The sequence below is a fragment of the Streptomyces sp. NPDC015144 genome (assembly GCF_043079735.1).
Classification (GTDB): Bacteria; Actinomycetota; Actinomycetes; order Streptomycetales; family Streptomycetaceae; genus Streptomyces.
On the sequence record NZ_JBIBUU010000005.1, the window covers coordinates 231,653 to 252,732 of the forward strand.

Sequence of the window (21,080 nt, forward strand, 5' to 3'; positions counted from 1 at the left end):
GGGATCAGTCCACCGTCACGTAATCGGGGCCGGAGTAACGGCCGGTGCTGAGCTTCTGACGCTGCATCAGCAGATCGTTCAGCAGGCTGGAGGCGCCGAACCGGAACCAGTGGTTGTCCAGCCAGTCCTCGCCCGCGGTCTCGTTCACCAGCACCAGGAACTTGATCGCGTCCTTGGACGTGCGGATGCCGCCGGCCGGCTTCACCCCGATCTGGACACCGGTCTGCGCCCGGAAGTCGCGCACCGCCTCCAGCATCAGCAGGGTGTTCGCGGGTGTGGCGTTGGTGGAGACCTTGCCGGTCGACGTCTTGATGAAGTCAGCCCCCGCCAGCATGCCGAGCCAGGAGGCGCGGCGGATGTTGTCGTACGTGGACAGCTCGCCCGTCTCGAAGATCACCTTCAGCCGGGCGTCGGTGCCGTCGGGCCGGGCGCACTCCGCCTTCACGGCGAGGATCTCCTCGTACACCTTCAGGTACCGCCCGGACAGGAAGGCGCCGCGGTCGATCACCATGTCGATCTCGTCGGCCCCGGCGGCCACCGCGTCCCGGACGTCCGCCAGCTTCACGTCGAGCGCGGCGCGCCCGGCGGGGAAGGCCGTCGCCACGGACGCCACCTTCACCCCGGAGCCGGCCAGCGCGGCGACGGCGGTGGGCACCATGTCGGGGTAGACGCAGAGGGCGGCCGTGCGCGGGGCCGGGCGGTCCGGTTCGGCGTCGGCCGGGTCGCCCGCGAGCCGGTGCGGGGTGTAGCGCAGCGGCTCGGGGTTGAGGGCCTTGGCGGCGAGGGCCCGGACCTTGCCGGGGGTGTCCGCGCCTTCCAGCGTCGTGAGGTCGATCATCGAGATGGCCAGGTCGATGGCGTACGCCTTGGCCGTGGTCTTGATCGAACGGGTTCCGAGGGACGCGGCACGCGCTTCGAGGCCGACGGCGTCGACGCCGGGCAGCCCGTGCAGGAAGCGGCGCAGCGCACTGTCGGACGCGGTCGCGTCGGCGAGGGGGGTACCGCCCTGCTCGAACGCAGCCGAGAGCTTGGGGGAGGGAGCTGTGGTGGGCATGGTCACCAGATGAGCATATCTACGCGCGTAGCGGCCTGTATAGGGGCCCCTCTTCTCCCGGCGGCCCCGTACCGCTCCGGCGCCCCGGGCGGCCGTCAGGCAGAATCGGGCGCATGACGAGCCCCACGCCGCCCGCCGAGCCGGTCTACGCCGACCGGACCTTCCGCTCGCCCGCCGGGATGGCGGGAGGCGTCCTGCTGCTCCTGCTCATCTGCTGGATCGGCGGCGACGCGCTGATCCGGGGGCACGGGCGGGTGCCGTGGCTGGCGCTCGCGGGCATCCTGACCTCGGTGCCGCTGGTCACCGCGTTCACGCTGCGGCCCGTGGTGTCCGCCAACGACGAGCGGATCCGGATCCGCAACCCGTTCCGCACGATCACCATGCCGTGGACCGCGGTGGCGGATCTGCGGGCCGGGTATTCGAGCGAACTGTTCACCGAGGGCGGCGCGAAGTACCAGCTGTGGGCGGTCCCGGTGTCGATGCGGCAGCGCAAGAAGGCGGCGCGCCGCCAGTCCCGGCGCTCGCTGGACGACCCGTACGACCGTACGTCCGTGACGGCCGACGTCCGCGACACCAGGAACCGGACCGCCACGGCCGACCAGACCATGGCCGATCTGCGCGAGCTGGCGGAGCGGGCGAAGGCGGGGGCGGGAAGCGCCGCGAAGACGGCGGGCGAGGGGACGGCGGAGCCGTCGGTGTCGGTGCGCTGGGCGTTCGAGGTGATCGTGCCGGCGGTGGTGGGCGCGGTGCTGCTGGTGGTCCTCCTCGCCATGGGCTGAGCGTCGGCCGTACCCGCCCCCGGAGCGCGCCTACCGGAAGCCGTCGTCCGGATCGGTGCCCGTGAGCTCGGCGCTGATCGCCCACAGGCGGGCGGCGACGGCCGGGTCGGTCATGTGGGAGGGGACGGGCTCGCACCGCGGTCTGCCGCGCAGCTTGAAGACCCGCGGCCCCCACAGCAGGCCGCCTCGCGCCTCCGGGTCGAGGGTGGCGCGGACGACGGGCCACGCTCCGGCGTCCTTGCCCTGGACCAGGAGGGCGGCGGGCAGGGCGCGCAGCCGTTCGCCCCGGGTCGCCGCGCCCGCCGGCGCCCGGGGCGGGGTGAGGGAGTCCAGCGCGCCGCCGGGGTGGGCCACCACACTGAGCACGGTGCTGCCGGCGGCCCGCAGACGACGGTCGAGCTCGAAGCCGAAGCACATCTGGGCCAGCTTCGACCGGCCGTAGGTGCGCTTGGGGCGGTAGTCCCGGGTCGACTGCGGATCGTCGAGGTCCAGTCGCTCGGAGCGTGCCGCGAAGCTTCCCACCGTCACGACGCGGCCGGCCGGCGCCGCGGACAGCAGGGGGGCCAGCCACCGGGTCAGCGCGAAGTGGCCGAGGTGGTTGGTGCCGAACATCAGCTCGTGGCCGTCCGCGGTCTCCCGGCGCGGCGGGTCGTCGAGGGCGACACCCGCGTTGAGGACCACCGCGTCGAGACGGTCGAGGTCCAGGGTGTCCACGGCGGACTTCAGGGACGGCAGGTCGGCCAGGTCGAGCCCGAGGCGGCGCAGTCGCGCGCCGGGGACGCGTGAGCGGACCGAGGCCATGGCGGCCTCGGCCTTCGCCCGGTCCCGGCTGCCGAGTACGACGACGGCGCCGGTGGCGGCGAGCTGTTCCGCGGTGAAGTAGCCGATCCCGGCGTTGCCCCCGGTGACCAGGAAGGTCCTGCCCTCGGCGGACGGCGGTCGGTGGACGTCCCACGGTTGGTGCCGGGGTGTGGTGGACATGGTGACGGGCTCCTCGCGTTCCGGGGCGGAGTGCTCGTGCGGAGCCTCCGGCGGAACCAAGGTCGCAGCCCTCGACGACAGGTCGTCGACAGGCCGCCGACAGATTCCCGACACCCCGACGCCGGTCCCGGCCGGTCCGTGCCGCCCGCCCCGTACCGCCCTGTCCCGTCGTCCGGTCGACCGTGTCGGGCGGGCTCAGTCCTCCGGGATCCGGGACCAGAAGTGGTCGATGATGTCCTCCAGGTAGCGTCGGCCGTCCTCGCCCGAGGCGGTGGTGCCGCTCGCCCGGCTGAGGGTGGCCGCCATGAGCGTCTGGTACTCCTGGTGCATGTCCCGCAGCGGGTCCTGGAGTTCGCGGCGGTCCACGGCGATGAGCCGGGCGATGGCCCGGATGTGCGCCTGCCAGCGGGTGGAGACGGCCTCGGTGAGGAGTTGGGCGAGCTCGCCCTCCAGGCCGGTGATGGCGATGAAGTCGCGCGGGGGCAGGGCGAGTGCGGTCGCGAGGGCGGCGGACTGCCTTTTACCGCCGGTCCATTGGCCCGTCTCCTCCATGCGGAGGTAGTCGTCGATGCCGACGCCGGTGGCGCGGGCGACATCCTCGGCGGCCAGCCCACGGGCGATGCGGTGCTCCCTCAGCGTGCGGGGAGCGCCCATGAGTTCGTTGGGGTTGCACCACAACGCACCGGCCAGCGCGGTGAGTTCACTCGCGTTGGGCAGTGCGGTGCCGCGCTCCCAGGCGGTGATGTGGTCGGGAGTGATGTAGGCCATGCCGTACGAGGCGCGCATGCCGTAGGCGACATGACCCGGAGCCATCCCGAGTTTCTCGCGCAGGATGCGGGCGGCTCGCGCGTTGAAGGGAAGCGGTGAGTGCACGGGGCCGAGGGTAAGGAGTCGACCGCGATCAACTCCATGCCCCATGTCGCCCGCATCCCGTTTTGCCTTGATAGGTCGTCGTCGATTTCAGAGGAACCGACAGGAGCGGTACGAGAAGGACAGGTAATCGATACCTCAAGGCAATCGGGATCATGCCCCCGGCACATAGGATCCGCTGCCTACGGGGTGTCCTGCCAGGGCTTACAGGGATCCCTTAGGCGTCGTATGTGCCGTCGCGCGCGGTTGATGCGCACTCCGGCGCCGCTGTCTTTTTTCCGTAACGCGGTTTCAGGAGAAGCAGTCATGTACAGCAGCGCGACCGGCGCGGCCGAAGAGCCGAGGCACAGATTCGACGAAGGGCCGCGACGCGGATCCGGGGGGCCGGTCGACCGGTTCTTCCGAATACGTGAACGCGGCTCCACTTTTGGTCGTGAGATACGCGGCGGATTCGCCACCTTCTTTACGATGGCATACATTCTCGTACTCAATCCCATTATTCTCGGGAGTACCGAGGACAAGTACGGCCATCAGCTGGACAACGTCCAACTGGTCACCTCCACGGCCCTGGTGGCCGCCGTGATGACCGTGATCATGGGTGTCGGCGGCAACCTTCCGCTCGCCCTCGCCGCGGGTCTGGGACTCAACGCCGTCACCGCCTTCCAGGTCGCCCCGATGATGGGGTGGGACGACGCGATGGGCATCATCGTGCTGGAAGGTCTGCTGATCACCGTGCTGGTGATGACCGGTCTGCGCGAGGCGATCATGCACGCCATCCCGCAGCCCCTCAAGCAGGCCATCAGCGTCGGCATCGGCCTGTTCATCGCCTTCATCGGCTGTGTCGACTCCGGCTTCGTCACCCGCGTCCCCGACGCCGCGAACAGCACCGTGCCCGTTCAGATCGGCACCGGCACCCTCACCGGCTGGCCGATGCTCATCTTCTGCGTCGGCGTGCTCCTGACGATCGTGCTCCTGGTCCGCAAGGTGCAGGGCGCCATCCTCATCAGCATGCTGGTGATGACCGTCGCCGCCGTCGTCATCAACAGCGTCGCCGACGTCAAGTCCTGGGGCCTGATCACCCCGTCGATGCCCGACAAGCCCTTCGCCGCACCCGACTTCGGGCTGCTGGGCGAGTTCGACCTGTTCGGCGCGTTCAGCCACGTCAGCGTGTTGACCGTCCTGCTGTTCGTCTTCACCCTGCTGCTGTCCGACTTCTTCGACACGATGGGCACCGTCGTCGGTGTCACCGCCGAGGCCCGGCTCCTCGACGAGCGCGGCCAGGTCCCCGGACTCGGCCGGGTCCTGCTGATCGACGGTGCGGCCGCCGTCGCCGGCGGCGCCGCCTCCTCGTCGTCCGCCACCGCGTACATCGAGTCCGCCGCGGGCGTCGGCGAAGGTGCGCGCACCGGGTTCGCCAACCTCGTCACCGGCGGTCTGTTCGGCCTCGCCCTCTTCGCCACCCCGCTGCTCACCATCGTGCCGCTCCAGGCGGCGGCCCCCGCCCTCGTCGCGGTCGGGTTCCTGATGATGACCCAGGTGAAGCACATCGAGTGGGACCGGTACGAGGTCGCGATCCCGGCCTTCCTGACCATCGCCGTCATGCCGTTCACCTACTCCATCAGCAACGGCATCGGCGCCGGCTTCCTCTCCTACGTGGTCATCAAGGCGTGCCTGGGCAAGGCCCGCGAGGTGCACTGGCTGCTCTGGGGCACCTCGGCGCTCTTCCTGGTCTACTTCGCCATCGACCCGATCGAGCAGCTGCTCGGCATGAAGTAGTCCGCACGGCCCCGACGACACCCGCCCCGGACCCGGCAGTGCCGGTGTCCGGGGCGGGGGCGTGCGCGAGGGGTCCGTCAGATCCCGGCGGCGGCCGCCAGATCGCGCTTGATGCCGTCGAGCAGCTCCGCCGCCCTCGTACGGGCCGCCGGCAGCTCCCCGGCCGAGGCGACCGGGACCACCACCTCCAGATAGCACTTGAGCTTCGGCTCGGTGCCGCTCGGGCGGACGATCACCCGGGCGCCGTCCAGCCGGTAGCGCAGGCCGTCGGTGGGCGGCAGCCGGTCCGAACCCCGGGTCAGGTCCTCGGCCGAGACCACGGGCAGACCCGCCAGCGCGGTCGGGGGCGTCCCGCGCAGCCGCCGCATGGCGTCCGAGATGACCGACAGGTCCTCCACCCGGACCGACAGCTGGTCGGTGGCGTGCAGCCCGTGGGTGAGCGCCAGGTCGTCCAGGAGGTCGAGCAGCGTACGGCCCCGCTCCTTCAGCACCGAGGCCAGTTCGGCGACGAGCAGCGCGGCCGTGATCCCGTCCTTGTCTCGGACGCCCTCGGGGTCGACGCAGTAGCCGAGCGCCTCCTCGTACCCGTACCGCAGACCGTCCACCCGGGCGATCCACTTGAAGCCGGTCAGCGTCTCCTCGTGGCCCAGTCCCGCCTTCTCGGCGATCCGGCCCAGCAGCGAGGACGAGACGATCGACTCGGCGAGGACCCCGGTCGCCCCCCGGTCCACCAGGTGCGCGGCGAGCAGCGCCCCGACCTCGTCGCCCCGGAGCATTCGCCAGCCCCCGTCGGCCGCCGGATCGGGCACCGCGACGGCGCACCGGTCGGCGTCCGGGTCGTTGGCGATAACGATGTCGGGCCCCGTACGGCGCGCGGTCGCGAAGGCGAGATCCATCGCGCCGGGCTCCTCCGGGTTGGGGAAGGCCACGGTGGGGAACGCCGGGTCGGGCTCGGCCTGCTCGGCGACGAGCGCCGGCGCCGGGAACCCGGCCCGCGCGAAGGCGGCGGTCAGCACCGACGTACCGACCCCGTGCATCGCCGTGTACACGACCCGGGCGGTACGCGGCGAACCGGCCGCGAGCACCGCGTCGGTACGGGCCAGATAGGCGTCCAGCACCTCCTCGCCCAGGACCTCCCAGCCGTCCTCGGGGCGGGCCACGCCGTCCAGCGGGCCGACCGCCGCGATCTCCGCGGCGATCTCGCCGTCCGCCGGGGGGACGATCTGCGAGCCGTCACCGAGGTAGACCTTGTAGCCGTTGTCCCTCGGCGGGTTGTGGCTGGCGGTCACCTCGACGCCCGCGACGGCGCCCAGGTGCCGGATGGCGTAGGCGAGGACCGGGGTGGGCAGCGGGCGGGGGAGCACGGCGGCCCGCAGCCCCGCGCCGGTCATCACGGCGGCGGTGTCCCGGGCGAAGTCGGCCGACTTGTAGCGCGCGTCGTAGCCGACGACGACGAGCCCGTCCCCCTGGCCCCGGGCCTTCAGGTAGGCGGCGAGCCCGGCGGCGGCGCGGATCACCACGGACCGGTTCATCCGCATCGGCCCGGCGCCCAGCTCGCCCCGGAGCCCGGCGGTGCCGAACTGGAGGGTGCCGGCGAACCGTGCGGCCAGCTCGTCGAGGTCCTCGGCCTCGACGAGCCGGGCCAGCTCCTCGCGGGTCTCGGGATCGGGGTCCTCCGCGAGCCACGTCCTGGCCCGGGAGATGAGGTCCTGCTGCACGGTGTCCGCCTTCCTGCGGGGTGCTACACGGTGGGATGGGCCGGCGGGCCCCGTACGCGTCAGATGCGGTCGAGCACCCGGGCCAGCAGCGAGCCCATCCGGGTGGCCGAGTCGCGCCCCGCCTGGAGCACCTCCTCGTGGTTGAGCGGCTCGCCGCTCAGCCCCGCCGCGAGGTTGGTGACCAGCGAGATGCCCAGCACCTCGGCACCGGCCTCGCGGGCGGCGATGGCCTCCAGGACGGTGGACATGCCGACCAGGTCCCCGCCCATCACCCGGACCATGTTGATCTCGGCGGGCGTCTCGTAGTGCGGGCCGGTGAACTGCACGTAGACCCCCTCTTCGAGGGTGTCGTCGATCTCCTGGCACAGCGCGCGCAGCCGGGGCGAGTACAGGTCGGTGAGGTCGACGAAGTTGGCGCCGACGATCGGGGAGGACGCCGTCAGGTTGATGTGGTCGCTGATGAGCACCGGCTGACCGGGGCGCATGCCCTCGCGCAGACCGCCGCAGCCGTTGGTCAGGACGACCGTCCGGCACCCGGCCGCCACGGCGGTACGGACCCCGTGCGCCACCGCGGCGACCCCCCGGCCCTCGTAGAAGTGCGTACGGCCGAGGAAGACCAGCACGCGCTTCTCCCCGATCCGGTACGAACGGATCGTGCCGCCGTGCCCCTGGACGGCGGGGGCCGGGAAGCCGGGCAGCTCGGTCACCGGGAACTCGGCCTCCGGGGTGCCGAGCGCATCGCCCGCGGGCGCCCAGCCGGAACCCATCACGAGCGCGACGTCGTGGGTCTCGGCGCCGGTCAGCTCGCGCAGGCGGGCGGCGGCGTCGTCGGCGGCGGCGTACGGGTCGCCCTGGATCTGGTCCGGAATAACTGATGCGTTCACGCCGACGAGGGTAGCCGGTGATTCCCTACGCGCGTAGATGCCCTGGTACGGACTATCGCCACGACTGCTGGTGCGTTCCTACAAAAGTGCGGGCCGGGCGGTCAGCAGGGGCGCTTGCGCAGCTCCATCACGTAGTCGTGCGGCGCGCCCGCGGACTCCGCCGCGTCGGCGATCTCGCCCAGGTAGCGGGCGGACGGCAGGCCGCCCTCGTACCCGTTCAGCACATAGATCCAGGCCGGCTCCTCGCCGTCCAGGGTGTGCACCCGGATCCGCATCCGGCGGTAGACGTCGAGGCCGACGCCCTCCCACCGGTCCATGGAGTCCTCGTCCATCGCCGCCAGGTCGTACAGCGCGACGAACACCTGGGAGCGCGGTGCCTCCACGACCGTGGCGAGCGCGCCCTCCCAGCCCATCTGCTCCCCGCCGAAGGTCAGCCGCCAGCCGTTGAGCCAGCCGGTGCCGCGCAGCGGGGAATGCGGTGCGCGGCGCGTCATCAGCCGCGCGTCGAGGTTGCCGGCGTACGCGGCGTAGAGCGACATGGGTCCGAGGGTACGGGAGGGGACGGGGGGAACGGCGATTCCGCCGGGAAGACCACCCCGGGGATTGTCCTCCGCGCTCCGGACCGGCCCCGGTGCACGGATGGAGGGCCCCGGGGCGAAGCACCTTGGCGCGTGCGGGACAATGAAGTACGTACTGCATTCCCCGGGGGCGCTCCCCGGACCCCCGGCCGGGGCAGCAGACGGCCGCGGGATGACACACGCGAGGCGGACTTTTCGTGACCCGGATCGTGATCATCGGCGGCGGACCCGGCGGCTACGAGGCGGCGCTGGTGGGCGCCCAGCTCGGCGCGGAGGTGACCGTCGTCGACTGCGACGGCCTCGGCGGCGCGTCCGTGCTCACCGACTGCGTGCCCTCGAAGACCCTGATCGCGACGGCGGAGGTGATGACCACCTTCGACTCCTCCTACGAGGAGCTGGGCATCATCGTCGCCGACGACACCCCGCCCACGGAGAAGGCCGCCCGTGTGGTCGGCGTCGACCTCGGCAAGGTCAACCGGCGGGTGAAGCGCCTGGCGCTCGCCCAGTCCCACGACATCACCGCCTCCGTCACCCGGGCCGGCGCCCGGGTGATGCGCGGCCGGGGCCGGCTGGAGGGCCTCCAGGCCGCCGACGGTTCCCGCACGGTCGTCGTGACCGCCGCCGACGGCACGGAGGAGCGGCTCACCGCCGACGCCGTGCTGATCGCGACCGGCGGCCACCCCCGGGAGATCCCGGACGCCCTGCCGGACGGCGAGCGCATCCTGAACTGGACCCAGGTCTACGACCTCGACGAGCTGCCCGAGGAGCTCATCGTCGTCGGATCGGGTGTCACCGGCGCCGAGTTCGCCGGCGCCTACCAGGCGCTCGGCTCGCGCGTCACGCTGGTCTCCTCCCGCGACCGGGTGCTGCCCGGTGAGGACCCGGACGCCGCCGCCGTGCTGGAGGACGTCTTCCGCCGTCGCGGCATGAACGTGATGGCCCGCTCCCGCGCCCAGGCCGCCAAGCGCGTCGGCGACCGGGTCGAGGTCACCCTCGCCGACGGCCGGGTGATCACCGGCTCGCACTGCCTCATGGCGGTCGGCGCGATCCCCAACAGCGCGGGCATGGGCCTGGAGGAGGCCGGGGTCCGGCTCAAGGAGTCCGGCCACATCTGGACCGACAAGGTCTCCCGCACCAGCGCGCCCGGCGTCTACGCGGCCGGTGACGTCACCGGGATCTTCGCCCTCGCCTCGGTCGCCGCCATGCAGGGCCGGATCGCGATGTACCACTTCCTCGGCGACGCGGTGGCCCCGCTCAACCTGAAGACGGTCTCCTCGAACGTCTTCACCGACCCCGAGATCGCCACCGTCGGCTACACCCAGGCCGACGTCGACGCGGGGAAGATCGACGCCCGCGTCGTCAAGCTCCCGCTGCTGCGCAACCCGCGCGCCAAGATGCAGGGCATCCGGGACGGCTTCGTCAAGATCTTCTGCCGCCCCGGCACCGGCATCGTGGTCGGCGGCTGTGTCGTGGCACCCCGCGCGAGTGAACTCATCCACCCCATCTCGATCGCGGTCGACAACAATCTGACGGTGGAACAGATCGCGAACGCCTTCACCGTGTACCCGTCCCTGTCGGGTTCGATCGCGGAAGTGGCACGGCAGTTGCACACCCGTAAGCAGACGGGCGAGGCGTAGGGCGCACCGCTCGACGACCGGGAGGCCGCCGGGGAAGCCGCTGCTCATGGGCGGCTTCCCCGGCGGCCTCCCGGCGGTTCCGGGGCGCCCGGATGACCGTGTTCGACCGGTGCGGAACAACAACAGGGCCGCATATACCACTCGGTGACCTGTCGCATGCACAACTTCCGTTATTCGGTGCAAAGTGCTGAAAAGACTGGGGCAGTCACGTTACTGTCAGTTCCGTGTTCGCTGCAGAACGTCGTCAGTTGATCCTCGAAATGGTGCGCGCCAACGGGGCGGTATCGCTCCGTGAGCTCGCCCGCGTCGTCCAGACCTCCGAAGTGACCGTACGGCGGGACGTGCGGGCGCTGGAGGCAGAAGGACTCCTCGACCGCCGTCATGGCGGTGCGGTACTTCCGGGCGGTTTCACGCGGGAGTCCGGCATCCCGCAGAAATCCCATCTCGCCACCGCGGAGAAGACTGCCATCGCGGATCTGGCGGCCGGACTCGTCGAGGAGGGCGAGGCCATCGTCGTCGGCGCGGGGACGACCACGCAGGAGCTGGCCCGCCGGCTCGCGCGGGTCCCCGGGCTGACCGTCGTCACCAACTCCCTGCTGGTCGCCCAGGCCCTGGCCCATGCCAACCGGGTGGAGGTCGTGATGACCGGCGGCACGCTCCGCGGGTCCAACTACGCCCTGGTGGGCAGCGGCGCCGAGCAGTCCCTCCAGGGGCTGCGGGTCGCGCGCGCCTTCCTCTCCGGCAGCGGGCTCACCGCCGAGCGCGGCCTGTCCACGTCCAACATGCTCTCCGCGAGTGTGGACCGGGCGCTGGTGCAGGCCGCCGCGGAGGTGGTGGTGCTCGCCGACCACACCAAGCTCGGCTCCGACACCATGTTCCAGACGGTGCCGACGGACCTCGTCACCCGCCTGGTGACGGACGAGCCCCCCGGCCACGACGACCGGGCCGCCACCGAGCTCCAGGCCCTGGCGGACCAGGGGGTGCAGATCGCGGTGGCCGGCGCGGCGGGCGGCCCCGGCGCGACGGAGCCCCCCGCGCACGGCCGGCCGGGGAGGCGGGAGATGCCGCTGCCCGGTCAGCGCCGTACGGCGCACAGCGGCCCCGGCGGCCAGGGCCCTCAGCAGCTGCGGGGCCCGTCCGGGCTGGGCGACGGCCAGGGGGAGCGGTCCAGGGTGGCGGACCTGCGGCGCCGGTAGGGCGGCGGGGCGCGACAGCACGGCCCGTGCCGGTCGCGTCCCGTCGGGGGAATCTCCCAATCGTCCACCCCGCCCCGGAGCCCTGCGCTATACGTGGGGCGTGACTGTGCCACAAGACCTGAACGAAGTACGTGACGAGCTGCGCACCGTTCTCGACCAGTGCGTGGAGTGGCTGCGCGCCGCGGCGGACGCCCCGGAGACGCCGGCCGGATGGCCGGAGGAGACCCGCGAGGACGCGCGCACGATGACCCGGCTGAGGACGCGCGCGGCCTCGACCCTCATCAACGTGGCGCTGCTGGGGTCCTTCTCGTCCGGCAAGAGCTTCCTGCTGAGCGGCCTGCAGGGTGGGCTCGAACTGGTCGAGGTGCCGACCGCCGACGGCCGGACGGCGGACAAGTTCGTCGGCCTGCTGCCGTCGTCCCCGGTGCCCACCACCGCGTGTCCCGCCAGTGTGGTCCCGGTGGACGGCCAGTCCGGCGTCGACGCCTCGGGCACCGGCTATCTGCGGGTGCGCTTCACCGACTCCGGCGAGGAGTGGGAGGACGTCGGCAACTCCCCGGCCCCCTCCGTGGTCGCGGCGTACGCGATGCAGGACGGGAACATGACCGACCGGCTCCGCCCGCACCGCGGCCGCGAGGTGGCCGAGCTGGAGATCATGCTGGACAGCGCCAGGCTCCCGGCGAAACTCCACGACCTGCCCGGCTACGGCTCCCCGAACCCGGTCCACGACATGATCGTCCGGACCGCGATGGCCGACGCGGACTGCTTCATGTACGTGTCCCACGCGAGCCGCACCCTCTCGGAGCGCGATCTCGACCTGATCCGCTTCCTGTACGACCACTACCTGCTCTCGGGGAAACGGGTGGTGTGGGTGGTCACCGCCATCGACGCGGCGTCCCATCTCGATCTCCGGGACATCCCGGAGTGGAAGGCGACGATCACCCGCAACAACACTTATCTGAGGGAGAACTTCACGCTGCCGACCGGGCAGCCGGACCTCGGGTTCATCGGCGAGGGCTTCCTGCCCGTCTCCCCGGCCCTGGAGGCACGCGCGGCCAAGCTCGACGCGGAGGGAGCGCGGGAGGCGGCGCAGCGGCAGCGCGCCGAGAGCCGCATGGAGACCCTGCGCCAAGCGATCGAGGACCTGATCAGTACCGGTACCGGCGTCCGCCACATCGCCGCGGTGGCGCGGGAGGCCCGGATCCTGGTGGCCCCGCGCCATCAGGCGCTCGACCGGCGGCTGCGCGAGGAACGCCTGGAGATCGACGAGCTCAAGGAGCTGCTCAGGAGCGAGGAGCGGCGGATGGAACTCCTCGACACCGCGGTGCCGCGCATGCGCGAGGAGCTGGAGCGCAGGCTCCGCAACCGCATCGCGCGGGCCGTCCGCCCCTTCACCCGCCTGCCCGCCCACCTCCACGCCGAGCTGGACGACGTCATCCGGGCCACGGACCTCACCAAGCCCACCCGGGCGAACCAGGTCCAGGTGCAGAAGGCGCAGGTGCTCCACACCTGGATCGAGGGGCCCGGCGGCCCGGCGACGCTGTGGACCGAGGAGTTCGAGGGCTTCAAGAAGGACCTGGTCCAGGCGGTGGAGCGGGTCTTCGGCGACAGGGACCTCGCGGGACGGCTTCCGGACTTCGCGCTCGACGTGAACAGCCTCCTGGAACCTCCCCGGCAGGGCGGGCGGGCGGCCACCCGCCACGACGTGGTGCAGCGGGCCGCCGCGCTGGTCGGCATCGTCACCCCGGTCGCGGCCGGCGGAGGGTGGCTCTACGGTCTGGCCACGGCCGGGACGCTCTTCCCGCCCGCCGGATTCGTCGCCGGCATCGCCGCCATCGTCTTCCTCGGCGTCCAGCGCCGGAAGGGGCGGACCAGCTCCCTACAGGTGCTCCAGGACGAGTGGATCGACGCGATGGAGGGCGAAGTCGCTTCGATCGAGGAGCAGTTCACGCTCGCGACGGGGGTCAGGGGAGCCGATCTCATCGACTACCTGATGGACAATCTGGTGCAGTACCGGGAGCAGCTCGAACAGTCCCGGGACCGGATCGGCGAGCGCATCATGAACCCCGAGAACCAGGTCCGGCAGGGCCTCGTCGACCAGTTGGAACCGCTGTGCGTCGAAGCGGCCGGGCTCGTCGGGGCGCTCCAGGCGCTGGAGGCGCCCTGACGGGGCGGCCGTCGACCGGGGGCGGGCGGGGTTGGTCAGCAGCCCGCCTCCGGGCTCGCCCCCTTCAGCCCCTGCACGGTCAGGGTGAGCAGGCGGTCCGCCAGCCCGGGGTCGTCCGGTGCCTCCTCGGCGGCCAGCGCGATCGCGTTGGTCAGCCGCATCAGGTCGTCGATCGACACATCGGGCCGCACCGCCCCGGTCTCCTGCGCCCGGGCGAGCAGGGCCGCACCCGCCGCGCGCATCGGCACATTGCACTGCGACAGGGCCGAAGTCTCGTCCCGGGAGGCCGACATGAGCGCCTGGGCCAGTCCCCGGTAGGTGCCCGCGTGCGTGATGATCGCGCCCAGCCACTCCATCAGGGCGTGGCACGGCCTCGGCGCCTCCACCAGTTCCTGGGAGCGGGCGAGCAGGGACGCCAGGGCGTCCTGGAACACCGCGCTCATCAACGCGTGCCGGTTGGGGAAGTGCCGGTACAGCGTGCCGATGCCCACCTCCGCGCGGCGGGCGATGTCCTCCAGGGAGGCATCGGTGCCGTGCTCCGCGAAGGCGGCACGGGCCTCGGCCAGCAGCCGGTCGTAGTTCCGCCGCGCGTCGGCACGCATGGGGCGGGGTGGCGGTGTCCATGTCGCGGTGGTCGCCATGCGGGTGCTTCTCCCATCGTTCGCCTGTGATCCAGGATGCCATCACGCCCGGACCGGTGGCGGGCAGCCCGTAAGGGGTGGGGAGGCACGGCGCGCCGCGCGCACGCGTACGGAGAAGGAAAGCCCGGGGCCCCTGCCGGTGGTCGTACGGACCGGCAGGGGCCCCGGGGCGGAACGGACGGGTCGGACCCGGTCAGTCCTTGATCTCGCAGATGACGGCGCCGGAGGAGACCGAACCGCCGACCGCGGCGGCGAGGCCCTTGACGGTGCCGGAGCGGTGCGCGTTCAGCGGCTGCTCCATCTTCATGGCCTCCAGGACGACGATCAGGTCGCCCTCCTGGACCTCCTGGCCCTCCTCGACCGCGACCTTCACGATCGTGCCCTGCATCGGGGAGGCGAGGGTGTCGCCGGAGGCGGCCGCGGCGCTCTTGCGCGCGGCGCGGCGCTTCGGCTTGGCACCCGCGGCGAGGCCGGTGCGGGCCAGGGACATGCCGAGGGAGGAGGGGAGGGAGACCTCCAGGCGCTTGCCGCCGACCTCGACGACGACGGTCTCGCGGCCGGTCTCCTCGTCGGTCTCGGCGTCGGCGGTGGCGGTGAAGGGCTTGATCTCGTTGACGAACTCGGTCTCGATCCAGCGGGTGTGGACCTGGAACGGGTCGCTGGTGAAGGCCGGGTCGGCGACGACGGCGCGGTGGAACGGGATGGCGGTGGCCATGCCCTCGACGTTGAACTCGGCCAGGGCGCGGGCGGCACGCTGGAGGGCCTGCTCGCGGGTCGCTCCGGTCACGATCAGCTTGGCGAGGAGCGAGTCCCAGGCCGGGCCGATCACGGAACCGGACTCCACGCCCGCGTCGAGGCGGACACCGGGGCCGGTCGGCGGGGCGAAGACGGTGACGGTGCCGGGGGCCGGCAGGAAGTTGCGGCCCGGGTCCTCGCCGTTGATCCGGAACTCGAAGGAGTGCCCGCGCAGGGCCGGGTCGTCGTAGCCCAGGGCCTCGCCGTCGGCGATCCGGAACATCTCGCGGACCAGGTCGATGCCGGAGACCTCCTCCGTGACCGGGTGCTCGACCTGGAGGCGGGTGTTGACCTCCAGGAAGGAGATCGTGCCGTCCTGCCCGACCAGGAACTCCACCGTGCCGGCGCCGACGTAGCCGGCCTCCTTGAGGATGGCCTTGGACGCCGCGTACAGCTCCGCGTTCTGCTCGTCGCTCAGGAACGGGGCCGGGGCCTCCTCGACGAGCTTCTGGTGGCGGCGCTGGAGCGAGCAGTCACGGGTGGAGACGACGACCACGTTGCCGTGGGTGTCGGCCAGGCACTGCGTCTCGACGTGGCGCGGCCGGTCCAGGTAGCGCTCGACGAAGCACTCGCCCCGCCCGAACGCCGCGACGGCCTCGCGCACCGCGGAGTCGTACAGCTCCGGGATCTCCTCCAGCGTGCGGGCGACCTTCAGCCCGCGCCCGCCGCCGCCGAACGCGGCCTTGATCGCGATCGGCAGCCCGTGCTGCTCGGCGAAGGCGACGACCTCCTCGGAACCCGACACCGGGTCCGGCGTACCGGCCACCAGCGGGGCACCGGCGCGCTGCGCGATGTGCCGGGCCGCGACCTTGTCGCCCAGGTCCCGGATGGCGTGCGGCGGCGGGCCGATCCAGGTCAGCCCCGCGTCCAGCACCGCCTGCGCGAATTCCGCGTTCTCCGACAGGAAGCCGTAGCCCGGGTGGATCGCGTCCGCGCCGGAGTCCTTGGCCGCCTGCAGCACCTTGGCCATGTCCAGGTAGCTGGCCGCCGGGGTGTCACCGCCCAGAGCGAATGCCTCGTCGGCCGCACGCACATGCAGAGCGTCCCGGTCCGGGTCCGCGTAGACGGCCACGCTCCCGATCCCGGCGTCCCGGCACGCCCGAGCAACACGGACAGCAATTTCGCCACGGTTGGCGATGAGCACCTTGCGCACGATGGCTCCCTCCTTGAAACAAGCTGAGTTTAGGGACTACCGACACGGCCCTACGACCCGTCCCCACTGGTGAGCTTGCCCACACGGAGCGTGATTCGAGGCTTGCTCAGGTCGAAAAATCCCTTGTGGCACCACGGTACGCCGGGATTCATGACCGCACAGTAGCCACAAGGTGTGGTCCAGGTCTCTGTTCATGCGACCTGCGACTCTCCGCATTTCTTTGTGGAGTCTCCACTAATGGCCGAGTGATTCTTTGCCCGTCGCCCGAGAGTGGCGCACGGGGCGGACGGGGCGCACCCGGACCTGGGGTGCGCCGGGTGGCCGCACGGAAGTAGCGAACGCCAAACTCTTGTACGAAGCATTACCCGTTAGTAGGGTCCGCGCTGTCGCACGTACTGCAGGTAACAGAGGGGTGGGCGTCGTGGTGCGCAGACCGGTGGCGGTCGTGGCCGCGCTCGTGCTGTTCGCGGAAGCCGTGGGTGTGGTGCTGATCAACAGCATTCTGGCGACCGTCGTCGAGAACCAGGACATGTCGCTGGCCGGGGCGGATCCCGCCGTCATGTCCCGGTCCACCTGGGTGCTGGGTGGTGCCGCCGGCTGCTACCTGCTGCTGTGCGGGGTGTTCCTGCTGCTGGCCGGGGTCCGCGACCGGGCCCCGGGCCGGTTCGCCCGGATCGTCCTGATCCTCTGCGCCGTGGTGCACGGGGTGCTGGGCGCGCTGACGGTCGGGCTGGTCGGCTGGGCCGCGTTCGCCTCGATGATGGTGGTGCTGGGGCTGATCGTGCTGACGCTGGTGGCCTACGGGACCGGCGCCGCCGACACACCCACCTCCGACACACCCACCTCCGGCACGCCCGCCGACGCCGCCGGAACGGACGCCCCGGCGACGGCCTGAGGCCGGGGCCGGGGCCTCGCGGGGCGCGGCTCAGGCGGTCCAGAGCTCGGTGACGGAGATGCCCAGCTCGCCCAGGAGGCGGCGGAGCAGTGGCAGCGAGAGCCCGATGACGTTGCCGTGGTCGCCCTCGATGGCCTCGACGAACGGGGCGGAGCGGCCGTCCAGGGTGAAGGCGCCCGCCACATGGAGCGGCTCGCCGGTGGCCACGTAGGCGGCGATCTCGGCGTCGGTGGGTTCACCGAAGCGGACGGTGGTGGAGGCGGTCGCGGAGACGGTGCGCCCGGTCGCGGTGTCGGTCACGCAGTGGCCGGTGCGCAGCACCCCGGCCCGGCCGCGCATCGACTTCCAGCGGGCGGTGGCCTCCTCGGCGTCGGCCGGCTTGCCGAGCGCCTCGCCGTCCAGTTCGAGCACCGAGTCGCAGCCCACGACCAGGGCGCCGGCCGCTTCCGGGCGGCCCGCCACCGCGGCGGCCTTGGCCTCGGCGAGGACCAGCGCCAGCGCGGCCGGGTCCGCGGCGCTCAGCGCGTCCTCGTCCACCCCGCTCACGATCACCTCGGGCGCGAAACCCGCCTGCCGCAGCAGGCCGAGACGGGCGGGGGAGGCGGAAGCGAGCACGAGACGGCGCTGATCAGTCATACGCGCCATCGTAGAAGAGCCCGCCGGGCCGGCAGGGCCGGGCGGGGGCGCCGGGCGCTCAGCGGAGTCCGGCCACGAACATGCCGATCACCATCGCGAGCGCGAGCAGCAGCCCCGCGCGACGCATCATGTCCTGGGCGTCGCGCAGTTCCTTGGGGGGCTTGTTCTCGGGGTCGGACCACAGCATGGAAACGATCCTGCCCGCCCCCGCCGCGGGTACGCCTGAGTACGGGTACTCAGGCGTACCGACGCTTCGTCCTATCCGGGCCAGTACGTCCGGGCCCAGGCCCGCGGCCCCGGCAGGTGCCGGGTGGACCGGGCGATGCGCCCCGGGTCGGACCACTGGCCGGGCAGCGCCGGCCCGGCGCCCGGCGCGGCGGTGTCGGACGCGGCGGCCGACGCCGCCCGCGCCCGCACCACCGCCAGCGCGGCGGCCAGCTCCTCGGGGGTCGGGTTGCCCCGTACGACCTTGATCATGGCCAGGACCCTTTCTAGAGGGGGATGTTGCCGTGCTTCTTCGGAGGCAGCGACTCCCGCTTGGTACGCAGCTGGCGCAGCCCCTTCACGACGTGCGCGCGGGTGTCGGACGGCATGATCACCGCGTCGACGTAGCCGCGCTCGGCCGCCACGTACGGGTTGAGCAGGGCGTCCTCGTAGTCGGCGATCAGCTCCGCGCGGGTGGCGTCGGCCTCGGCGGGGTCCGTGACGGCGGCGAGGGTGCGCCGGTGCAGGATGTTCACCGCGCCCTGCGCGCCCATCACGGCGACCTGCGCGGTCGGCCAGGCGAGGTTGATGTCGGCCCCCAGGTGCTTGGAGCCCATGACGTCGTACGCGCCGCCGAACGCCTTGCGGGTGATCACCGTGATCAGCGGGACGGTCGCCTCGGCGTAGGCGTAGATCAGCTTGGCGCCGCGCCGGATGATGCCGCCGTACTCCTGGTCGACGCCGGGCAGGAAGCCGGGGACGTCGACGAAGGTCAGCACGGGCACGTTGAAGGCGTCGCAGGTGCGGACGAAGCGGGCGGCCTTCTCGCTCGCGTTGATGTCCAGGCAGCCGGCGAACTGCATCGGCTGGTTGGCGACGATGCCGACCGGGTAGCCCTCGACGCGCCCGAAGCCGGTGATGATGTTCGGCGCGAACAGGGCCTGCGTCTCCAGGAACTCGCCGTCGTCCAGCACGTGCTCGATGGCGGTGTGCATGTCGTACGGCTGGTTGGCCGAGTCCGGGATGAGGGTGTCGAGCTCGCGGTCCTCGTCCGTGGTGGCGAGGTCCGCCGTCTCGGGGAAGGCGGGCGCCTCGGACAGGTTGTTCGACGGCAGGTACGACAGCAGCGACTTGACGTACTCGATGGCGTCCTTCTCGTCGCCCGCCATGTGGTGCGCCACCCCGGAGGTGGTGTTGTGGGTGCGGGCGCCGCCCAGCTCCTCGAAGCCGACGTCCTCGCCGGTGACCGTCTTGATGACGTCGGGGCCGGTGATGAACATGTGCGAGGTCTGGTCGACCATGACGGTGAAGTCGGTGATCGCGGGGGAGTAGACCGCCCCGCCCGCGCAGGGGCCGACGATCAGCGAGATCTGCGGGACGACACCGGAGGCGTGGACGTTGCGGCGGAAGATCTCGGCGAACAGGCCGAGCGCGGCGACACCTTCCTGGATGCGCGCGCCGCCTCCGTCGTTGATGCCGATGACCGGGCAGCCGGTCTTCAGCGCGAAGTCCATCACCTTGACGATTTTCTCACCGTAGACCTCGCCGAGCGAGCCGCCGAAGATGGTGAAGTCCTGCGAGTAGACGCAGACCGGGCGGCCGTCGACGGTGCCGTAGCCGGTGACGACACCGTCGCCGTACGGGCGGTTCTTCTCGATGCCGAAGTTGGTGGAGCGGTGCCGGGCGAATTCGTCGAGCTCCACGAAGGAACCCTCGTCCAGCAGCAGGTCGACCCGTTCCCGCGCGGTCAACTTGCCCTTGGCGTGCTGCTTCTCCACCGCGCGCGCGGACCCGGCGTGCGTCGCCTCGTCGATACGGCGCCGCAGGTCCGCGATCTTGCCCGCGGTGGTGTGGATGTCGGTCTCTTCCGGCTCGGACATCGGGTGACGGCTCCCTGCCTGGTCACGGGGGACGGCTGCGCTGCTGATCGGATGGCGGACACCCGTCGGTCAGCCGCTGAACACCTACTGATCCGTAGCGTATCGGCGCGGATACGGTTCGGCAGTGCGTCGTTTGCCACACCTAGTCTGGCTTGCATGACACCTTCGGATACGCCACGCAGCCGCTGGTCCGACCTGGACCGGCCGCCCCTCAACGTCCCCGCGCTGCGCCGCGGGCTGCTGGTGCCGGGCGGCCTGTGGACCGCGCTCGACGTGGTGGAGAGCACCGGCTCCACCAACTCCGACCTGGCCCGCCGGGCGGCCGGGGGGCTCGCCGAGGGCGCCGTGCTGGTCGCCGAGGAGCAGACGGCGGGGCGGGGACGGCTCGATCGCACCTGGACGGCTCCGGCCCGTTCGGGCCTGTTCTGCTCCGTCTATCTGGAGCCGGCCGACGTCCCCGCCGAGCGGTGGGGATGGCTGCCGCTGCTGACCGGGGTCGCGGTGGCGACCGGGCTGGCCCGGGCGGCGGGCGTCGACACGGCGCTGAAGTGGCCCAACGACCTGCTCGTCACCGTGGACGGGGTGGAGCGCAAGGCGGGCGGCATCCTGGCCGAGCGCGCCGGGAACGGGGTCGTCGTCGGCATGGGCCTCAACGTCTCCCTGCGCGCCGAGGAACTGCCCGCCCCCACCGCCGCCTCGCTGGCCCTGGCCGGGGCCGTCTCCACCGACCGCGAGACGCTGCTGCGCGGCGTGCTGCGCTCGCTGGAGCACTGGTACGGCCAGTGGCGCGCGGCCGGCGGGGACGCGCCGGAGAGCGGTCTCCAGGAGGCGTACGCGGCGGGCTGCGCGACCCTCGGCCGGACGGTGCGGGCCCAGTTGCCCGGGGACCGCACGCTCGTCGGCGAGGCCGTGGCGGTCGACGGCGACGGGCGGCTCGTGGTGGCCGCCGAGGACGGCTCGCGGGAGACGGTGTCGGCCGGGGACATCGTCCACCTGCGGGGGGTGGCGGGCGGCCTGGTCTGAGACGGCCATGGGGGCGTCCGGGGGCACCCGGGGACGCCCCTGGGGGTGAATCCGGGCCCGGCCGGAGACCCGTCACCGGCCGGAACCCCCTGTCCCGGGGGCCGCCCGGGAACATTCCGGGACGCCGCTCGGGCGTGAGCCACGGCACACCTGCCGTATCGTTGACTCGATCCACCGACGGACAGATCGGCAGGGCAGTGCGCAGGGAACGGG

19 protein-coding genes are annotated in these 21,080 nt (G+C 72.1%); 7 read left to right on the plus strand and 12 right to left on the minus strand.

The features are described from left to right. Positions 1 to 4 precede the first annotated feature (4 nt). Complete coding sequence (deoC, locus tag ACF08W_RS11795; RefSeq protein WP_385208675.1) at positions 5 to 1,054, minus strand: deoxyribose-phosphate aldolase; 1,050 nt, start codon at positions 1,052 to 1,054, stop codon at positions 5 to 7. Between the two features lie 113 nt (positions 1,055 to 1,167). Here deoC and ACF08W_RS11800 point away from each other — a divergent pair, with 113 nt between their 5' ends. Continuing rightward, positions 1,168 to 1,833 (plus strand): PH domain-containing protein, encoded by a 666-nt coding sequence (locus ACF08W_RS11800; protein ID WP_392279161.1) that lies wholly within the window; start codon positions 1,168 to 1,170, stop codon positions 1,831 to 1,833. A 30-nt stretch (positions 1,834 to 1,863) separates the two neighbouring features. On the opposite strand, the gene ACF08W_RS11805 is transcribed toward ACF08W_RS11800, so the two are convergent. Both ACF08W_RS11805 and ACF08W_RS11810 read right to left on the minus strand, forming a co-directional pair. Then, complete coding sequence (locus ACF08W_RS11805; protein ID WP_392279162.1) at positions 1,864 to 2,814, minus strand: SDR family NAD(P)-dependent oxidoreductase; 951 nt, start codon at positions 2,812 to 2,814, stop codon at positions 1,864 to 1,866. Between the two features lie 195 nt (positions 2,815 to 3,009). Continuing rightward, complete coding sequence (locus ACF08W_RS11810) at positions 3,010 to 3,687, minus strand: helix-turn-helix domain-containing protein (protein WP_392279163.1); 678 nt, start codon at positions 3,685 to 3,687, stop codon at positions 3,010 to 3,012. A gap of 303 nt (positions 3,688 to 3,990) precedes the next feature. Between ACF08W_RS11810 and ACF08W_RS11815 the strand changes: the two genes are divergently transcribed. Continuing rightward, on the plus strand, positions 3,991 to 5,460 hold the full coding sequence (locus ACF08W_RS11815) for an NCS2 family permease (protein WP_385208620.1): 1,470 nt from the start codon (positions 3,991 to 3,993) through the stop codon (positions 5,458 to 5,460). Between the two features lie 77 nt (positions 5,461 to 5,537). Here the strand turns inward: ACF08W_RS11815 and ACF08W_RS11820 are convergent, their stop codons facing one another. From ACF08W_RS11820 to ACF08W_RS11830, 3 genes are all read right to left on the minus strand, one after another. Further along, entirely contained in the window at positions 5,538 to 7,178 is a 1,641-nt protein-coding gene (locus tag ACF08W_RS11820) for a phospho-sugar mutase (RefSeq protein ID WP_392279164.1), read from the minus strand. 59 nt (positions 7,179 to 7,237) lie between these two features. Next, the gene (locus ACF08W_RS11825; protein ID WP_385208626.1) at positions 7,238 to 8,062 is read right to left on the minus strand and encodes a purine-nucleoside phosphorylase; all 825 of its coding nucleotides are present in this window, start codon (positions 8,060 to 8,062) and stop codon (positions 7,238 to 7,240) included. A gap of 101 nt (positions 8,063 to 8,163) precedes the next feature. Then, complete coding sequence (locus ACF08W_RS11830) at positions 8,164 to 8,601, minus strand: gamma-glutamylcyclotransferase (protein ID WP_352273470.1); 438 nt, start codon at positions 8,599 to 8,601, stop codon at positions 8,164 to 8,166. Positions 8,602 to 8,837: 236 nt separating this feature from the next. Here ACF08W_RS11830 and ACF08W_RS11835 point away from each other — a divergent pair, with 236 nt between their 5' ends. From ACF08W_RS11835 to ACF08W_RS11845, 3 genes are all read left to right on the plus strand, one after another. Then, the gene (locus ACF08W_RS11835) at positions 8,838 to 10,277 is read left to right on the plus strand and encodes an NAD(P)H-quinone dehydrogenase (RefSeq protein WP_352273469.1); all 1,440 of its coding nucleotides are present in this window, start codon (positions 8,838 to 8,840) and stop codon (positions 10,275 to 10,277) included. Positions 10,278 to 10,501: 224 nt separating this feature from the next. Next, a complete protein-coding gene (locus ACF08W_RS11840) occupies positions 10,502 to 11,473 on the plus strand; it encodes a DeoR/GlpR family DNA-binding transcription regulator (protein ID WP_392279165.1) in 972 nt (323 codons plus the stop codon). A 100-nt stretch (positions 11,474 to 11,573) separates the two neighbouring features. Continuing rightward, positions 11,574 to 13,640, plus strand: a complete 2,067-nt coding sequence (locus ACF08W_RS11845) for a hypothetical protein (protein ID WP_392279166.1) — start codon at positions 11,574 to 11,576, stop codon at positions 13,638 to 13,640. A gap of 35 nt (positions 13,641 to 13,675) precedes the next feature. Here ACF08W_RS11845 and ACF08W_RS11850 read toward each other — a convergent pair whose 3' ends face one another. Further along, positions 13,676 to 14,281: a TetR/AcrR family transcriptional regulator gene (locus tag ACF08W_RS11850; protein WP_392279167.1), complete on the minus strand. Its 606-nt coding sequence runs from the start codon at positions 14,279 to 14,281 to the stop codon at positions 13,676 to 13,678. A gap of 193 nt (positions 14,282 to 14,474) precedes the next feature. Then, positions 14,475 to 16,229: a biotin carboxylase N-terminal domain-containing protein gene (locus ACF08W_RS11855; RefSeq protein WP_352273465.1), complete on the minus strand. Its 1,755-nt coding sequence runs from the start codon at positions 16,227 to 16,229 to the stop codon at positions 14,475 to 14,477. Between the two features lie 412 nt (positions 16,230 to 16,641). On the opposite strand from ACF08W_RS11855, the gene ACF08W_RS11860 reads away from it, so the two are divergent. After that, complete coding sequence (locus ACF08W_RS11860; protein WP_392279168.1) at positions 16,642 to 17,124, plus strand: hypothetical protein; 483 nt, start codon at positions 16,642 to 16,644, stop codon at positions 17,122 to 17,124. Between the two features lie 30 nt (positions 17,125 to 17,154). Here the strand turns inward: ACF08W_RS11860 and ACF08W_RS11865 are convergent, their stop codons facing one another. The 4 genes from ACF08W_RS11865 to ACF08W_RS11880 form a co-directional block, all read right to left on the minus strand. Continuing rightward, complete coding sequence (locus ACF08W_RS11865) at positions 17,155 to 17,769, minus strand: nucleoside triphosphate pyrophosphatase (RefSeq protein ID WP_385214501.1); 615 nt, start codon at positions 17,767 to 17,769, stop codon at positions 17,155 to 17,157. A 49-nt stretch (positions 17,770 to 17,818) separates the two neighbouring features. Next, positions 17,819 to 17,947 carry a morphogenic membrane protein MmpB gene (gene mmpB, locus ACF08W_RS11870; RefSeq protein WP_352273462.1) on the minus strand — a complete coding sequence of 43 codons (129 nt, stop codon included), beginning with the start codon at positions 17,945 to 17,947 and terminating at the stop codon, positions 17,819 to 17,821. A gap of 71 nt (positions 17,948 to 18,018) precedes the next feature. After that, a complete protein-coding gene (locus tag ACF08W_RS11875; protein WP_352273461.1) occupies positions 18,019 to 18,237 on the minus strand; it encodes an acyl-CoA carboxylase epsilon subunit in 219 nt (72 codons plus the stop codon). 14 nt (positions 18,238 to 18,251) lie between these two features. Then, the gene (locus ACF08W_RS11880) at positions 18,252 to 19,844 is read right to left on the minus strand and encodes an acyl-CoA carboxylase subunit beta (protein WP_385214496.1); all 1,593 of its coding nucleotides are present in this window, start codon (positions 19,842 to 19,844) and stop codon (positions 18,252 to 18,254) included. A 156-nt stretch (positions 19,845 to 20,000) separates the two neighbouring features. On the opposite strand from ACF08W_RS11880, the gene ACF08W_RS11885 reads away from it, so the two are divergent. Further along, entirely contained in the window at positions 20,001 to 20,867 is an 867-nt protein-coding gene (locus ACF08W_RS11885) for a biotin--[acetyl-CoA-carboxylase] ligase (RefSeq protein WP_392279169.1), read from the plus strand. Positions 20,868 to 21,080: the final 213 nt, after the last annotated feature.

Coding starts and splice junctions, on each gene's coding strand:
- deoC (WP_385208675.1), bottom strand. CDS start 1,054: ATGCCCACCACAGCTCCCTCCCCCAAGCTCTCGGCTGCGTTCGAGCAG.
- ACF08W_RS11800 (WP_392279161.1), top strand. CDS start 1,168: ATGACGAGCCCCACGCCGCCCGCCGAGCCGGTCTACGCCGACCGGACC.
- ACF08W_RS11805 (WP_392279162.1), bottom strand. CDS start 2,814: ATGTCCACCACACCCCGGCACCAACCGTGGGACGTCCACCGACCGCCG.
- ACF08W_RS11815 (WP_385208620.1), top strand. CDS start 3,991: ATGTACAGCAGCGCGACCGGCGCGGCCGAAGAGCCGAGGCACAGATTC.
- ACF08W_RS11830 (WP_352273470.1), bottom strand. CDS start 8,601: ATGTCGCTCTACGCCGCGTACGCCGGCAACCTCGACGCGCGGCTGATG.
- ACF08W_RS11850 (WP_392279167.1), bottom strand. CDS start 14,281: ATGGCGACCACCGCGACATGGACACCGCCACCCCGCCCCATGCGTGCC.
- ACF08W_RS11865 (WP_385214501.1), bottom strand. CDS start 17,769: ATGGCGCGTATGACTGATCAGCGCCGTCTCGTGCTCGCTTCCGCCTCC.
- mmpB (WP_352273462.1), bottom strand. CDS start 17,947: ATGCTGTGGTCCGACCCCGAGAACAAGCCCCCCAAGGAACTGCGCGAC.
- ACF08W_RS11875 (WP_352273461.1), bottom strand. CDS start 18,237: ATGATCAAGGTCGTACGGGGCAACCCGACCCCCGAGGAGCTGGCCGCC.
- ACF08W_RS11880 (WP_385214496.1), bottom strand. CDS start 19,844: ATGTCCGAGCCGGAAGAGACCGACATCCACACCACCGCGGGCAAGATC.
- ACF08W_RS11885 (WP_392279169.1), top strand. CDS start 20,001: ATGACACCTTCGGATACGCCACGCAGCCGCTGGTCCGACCTGGACCGG.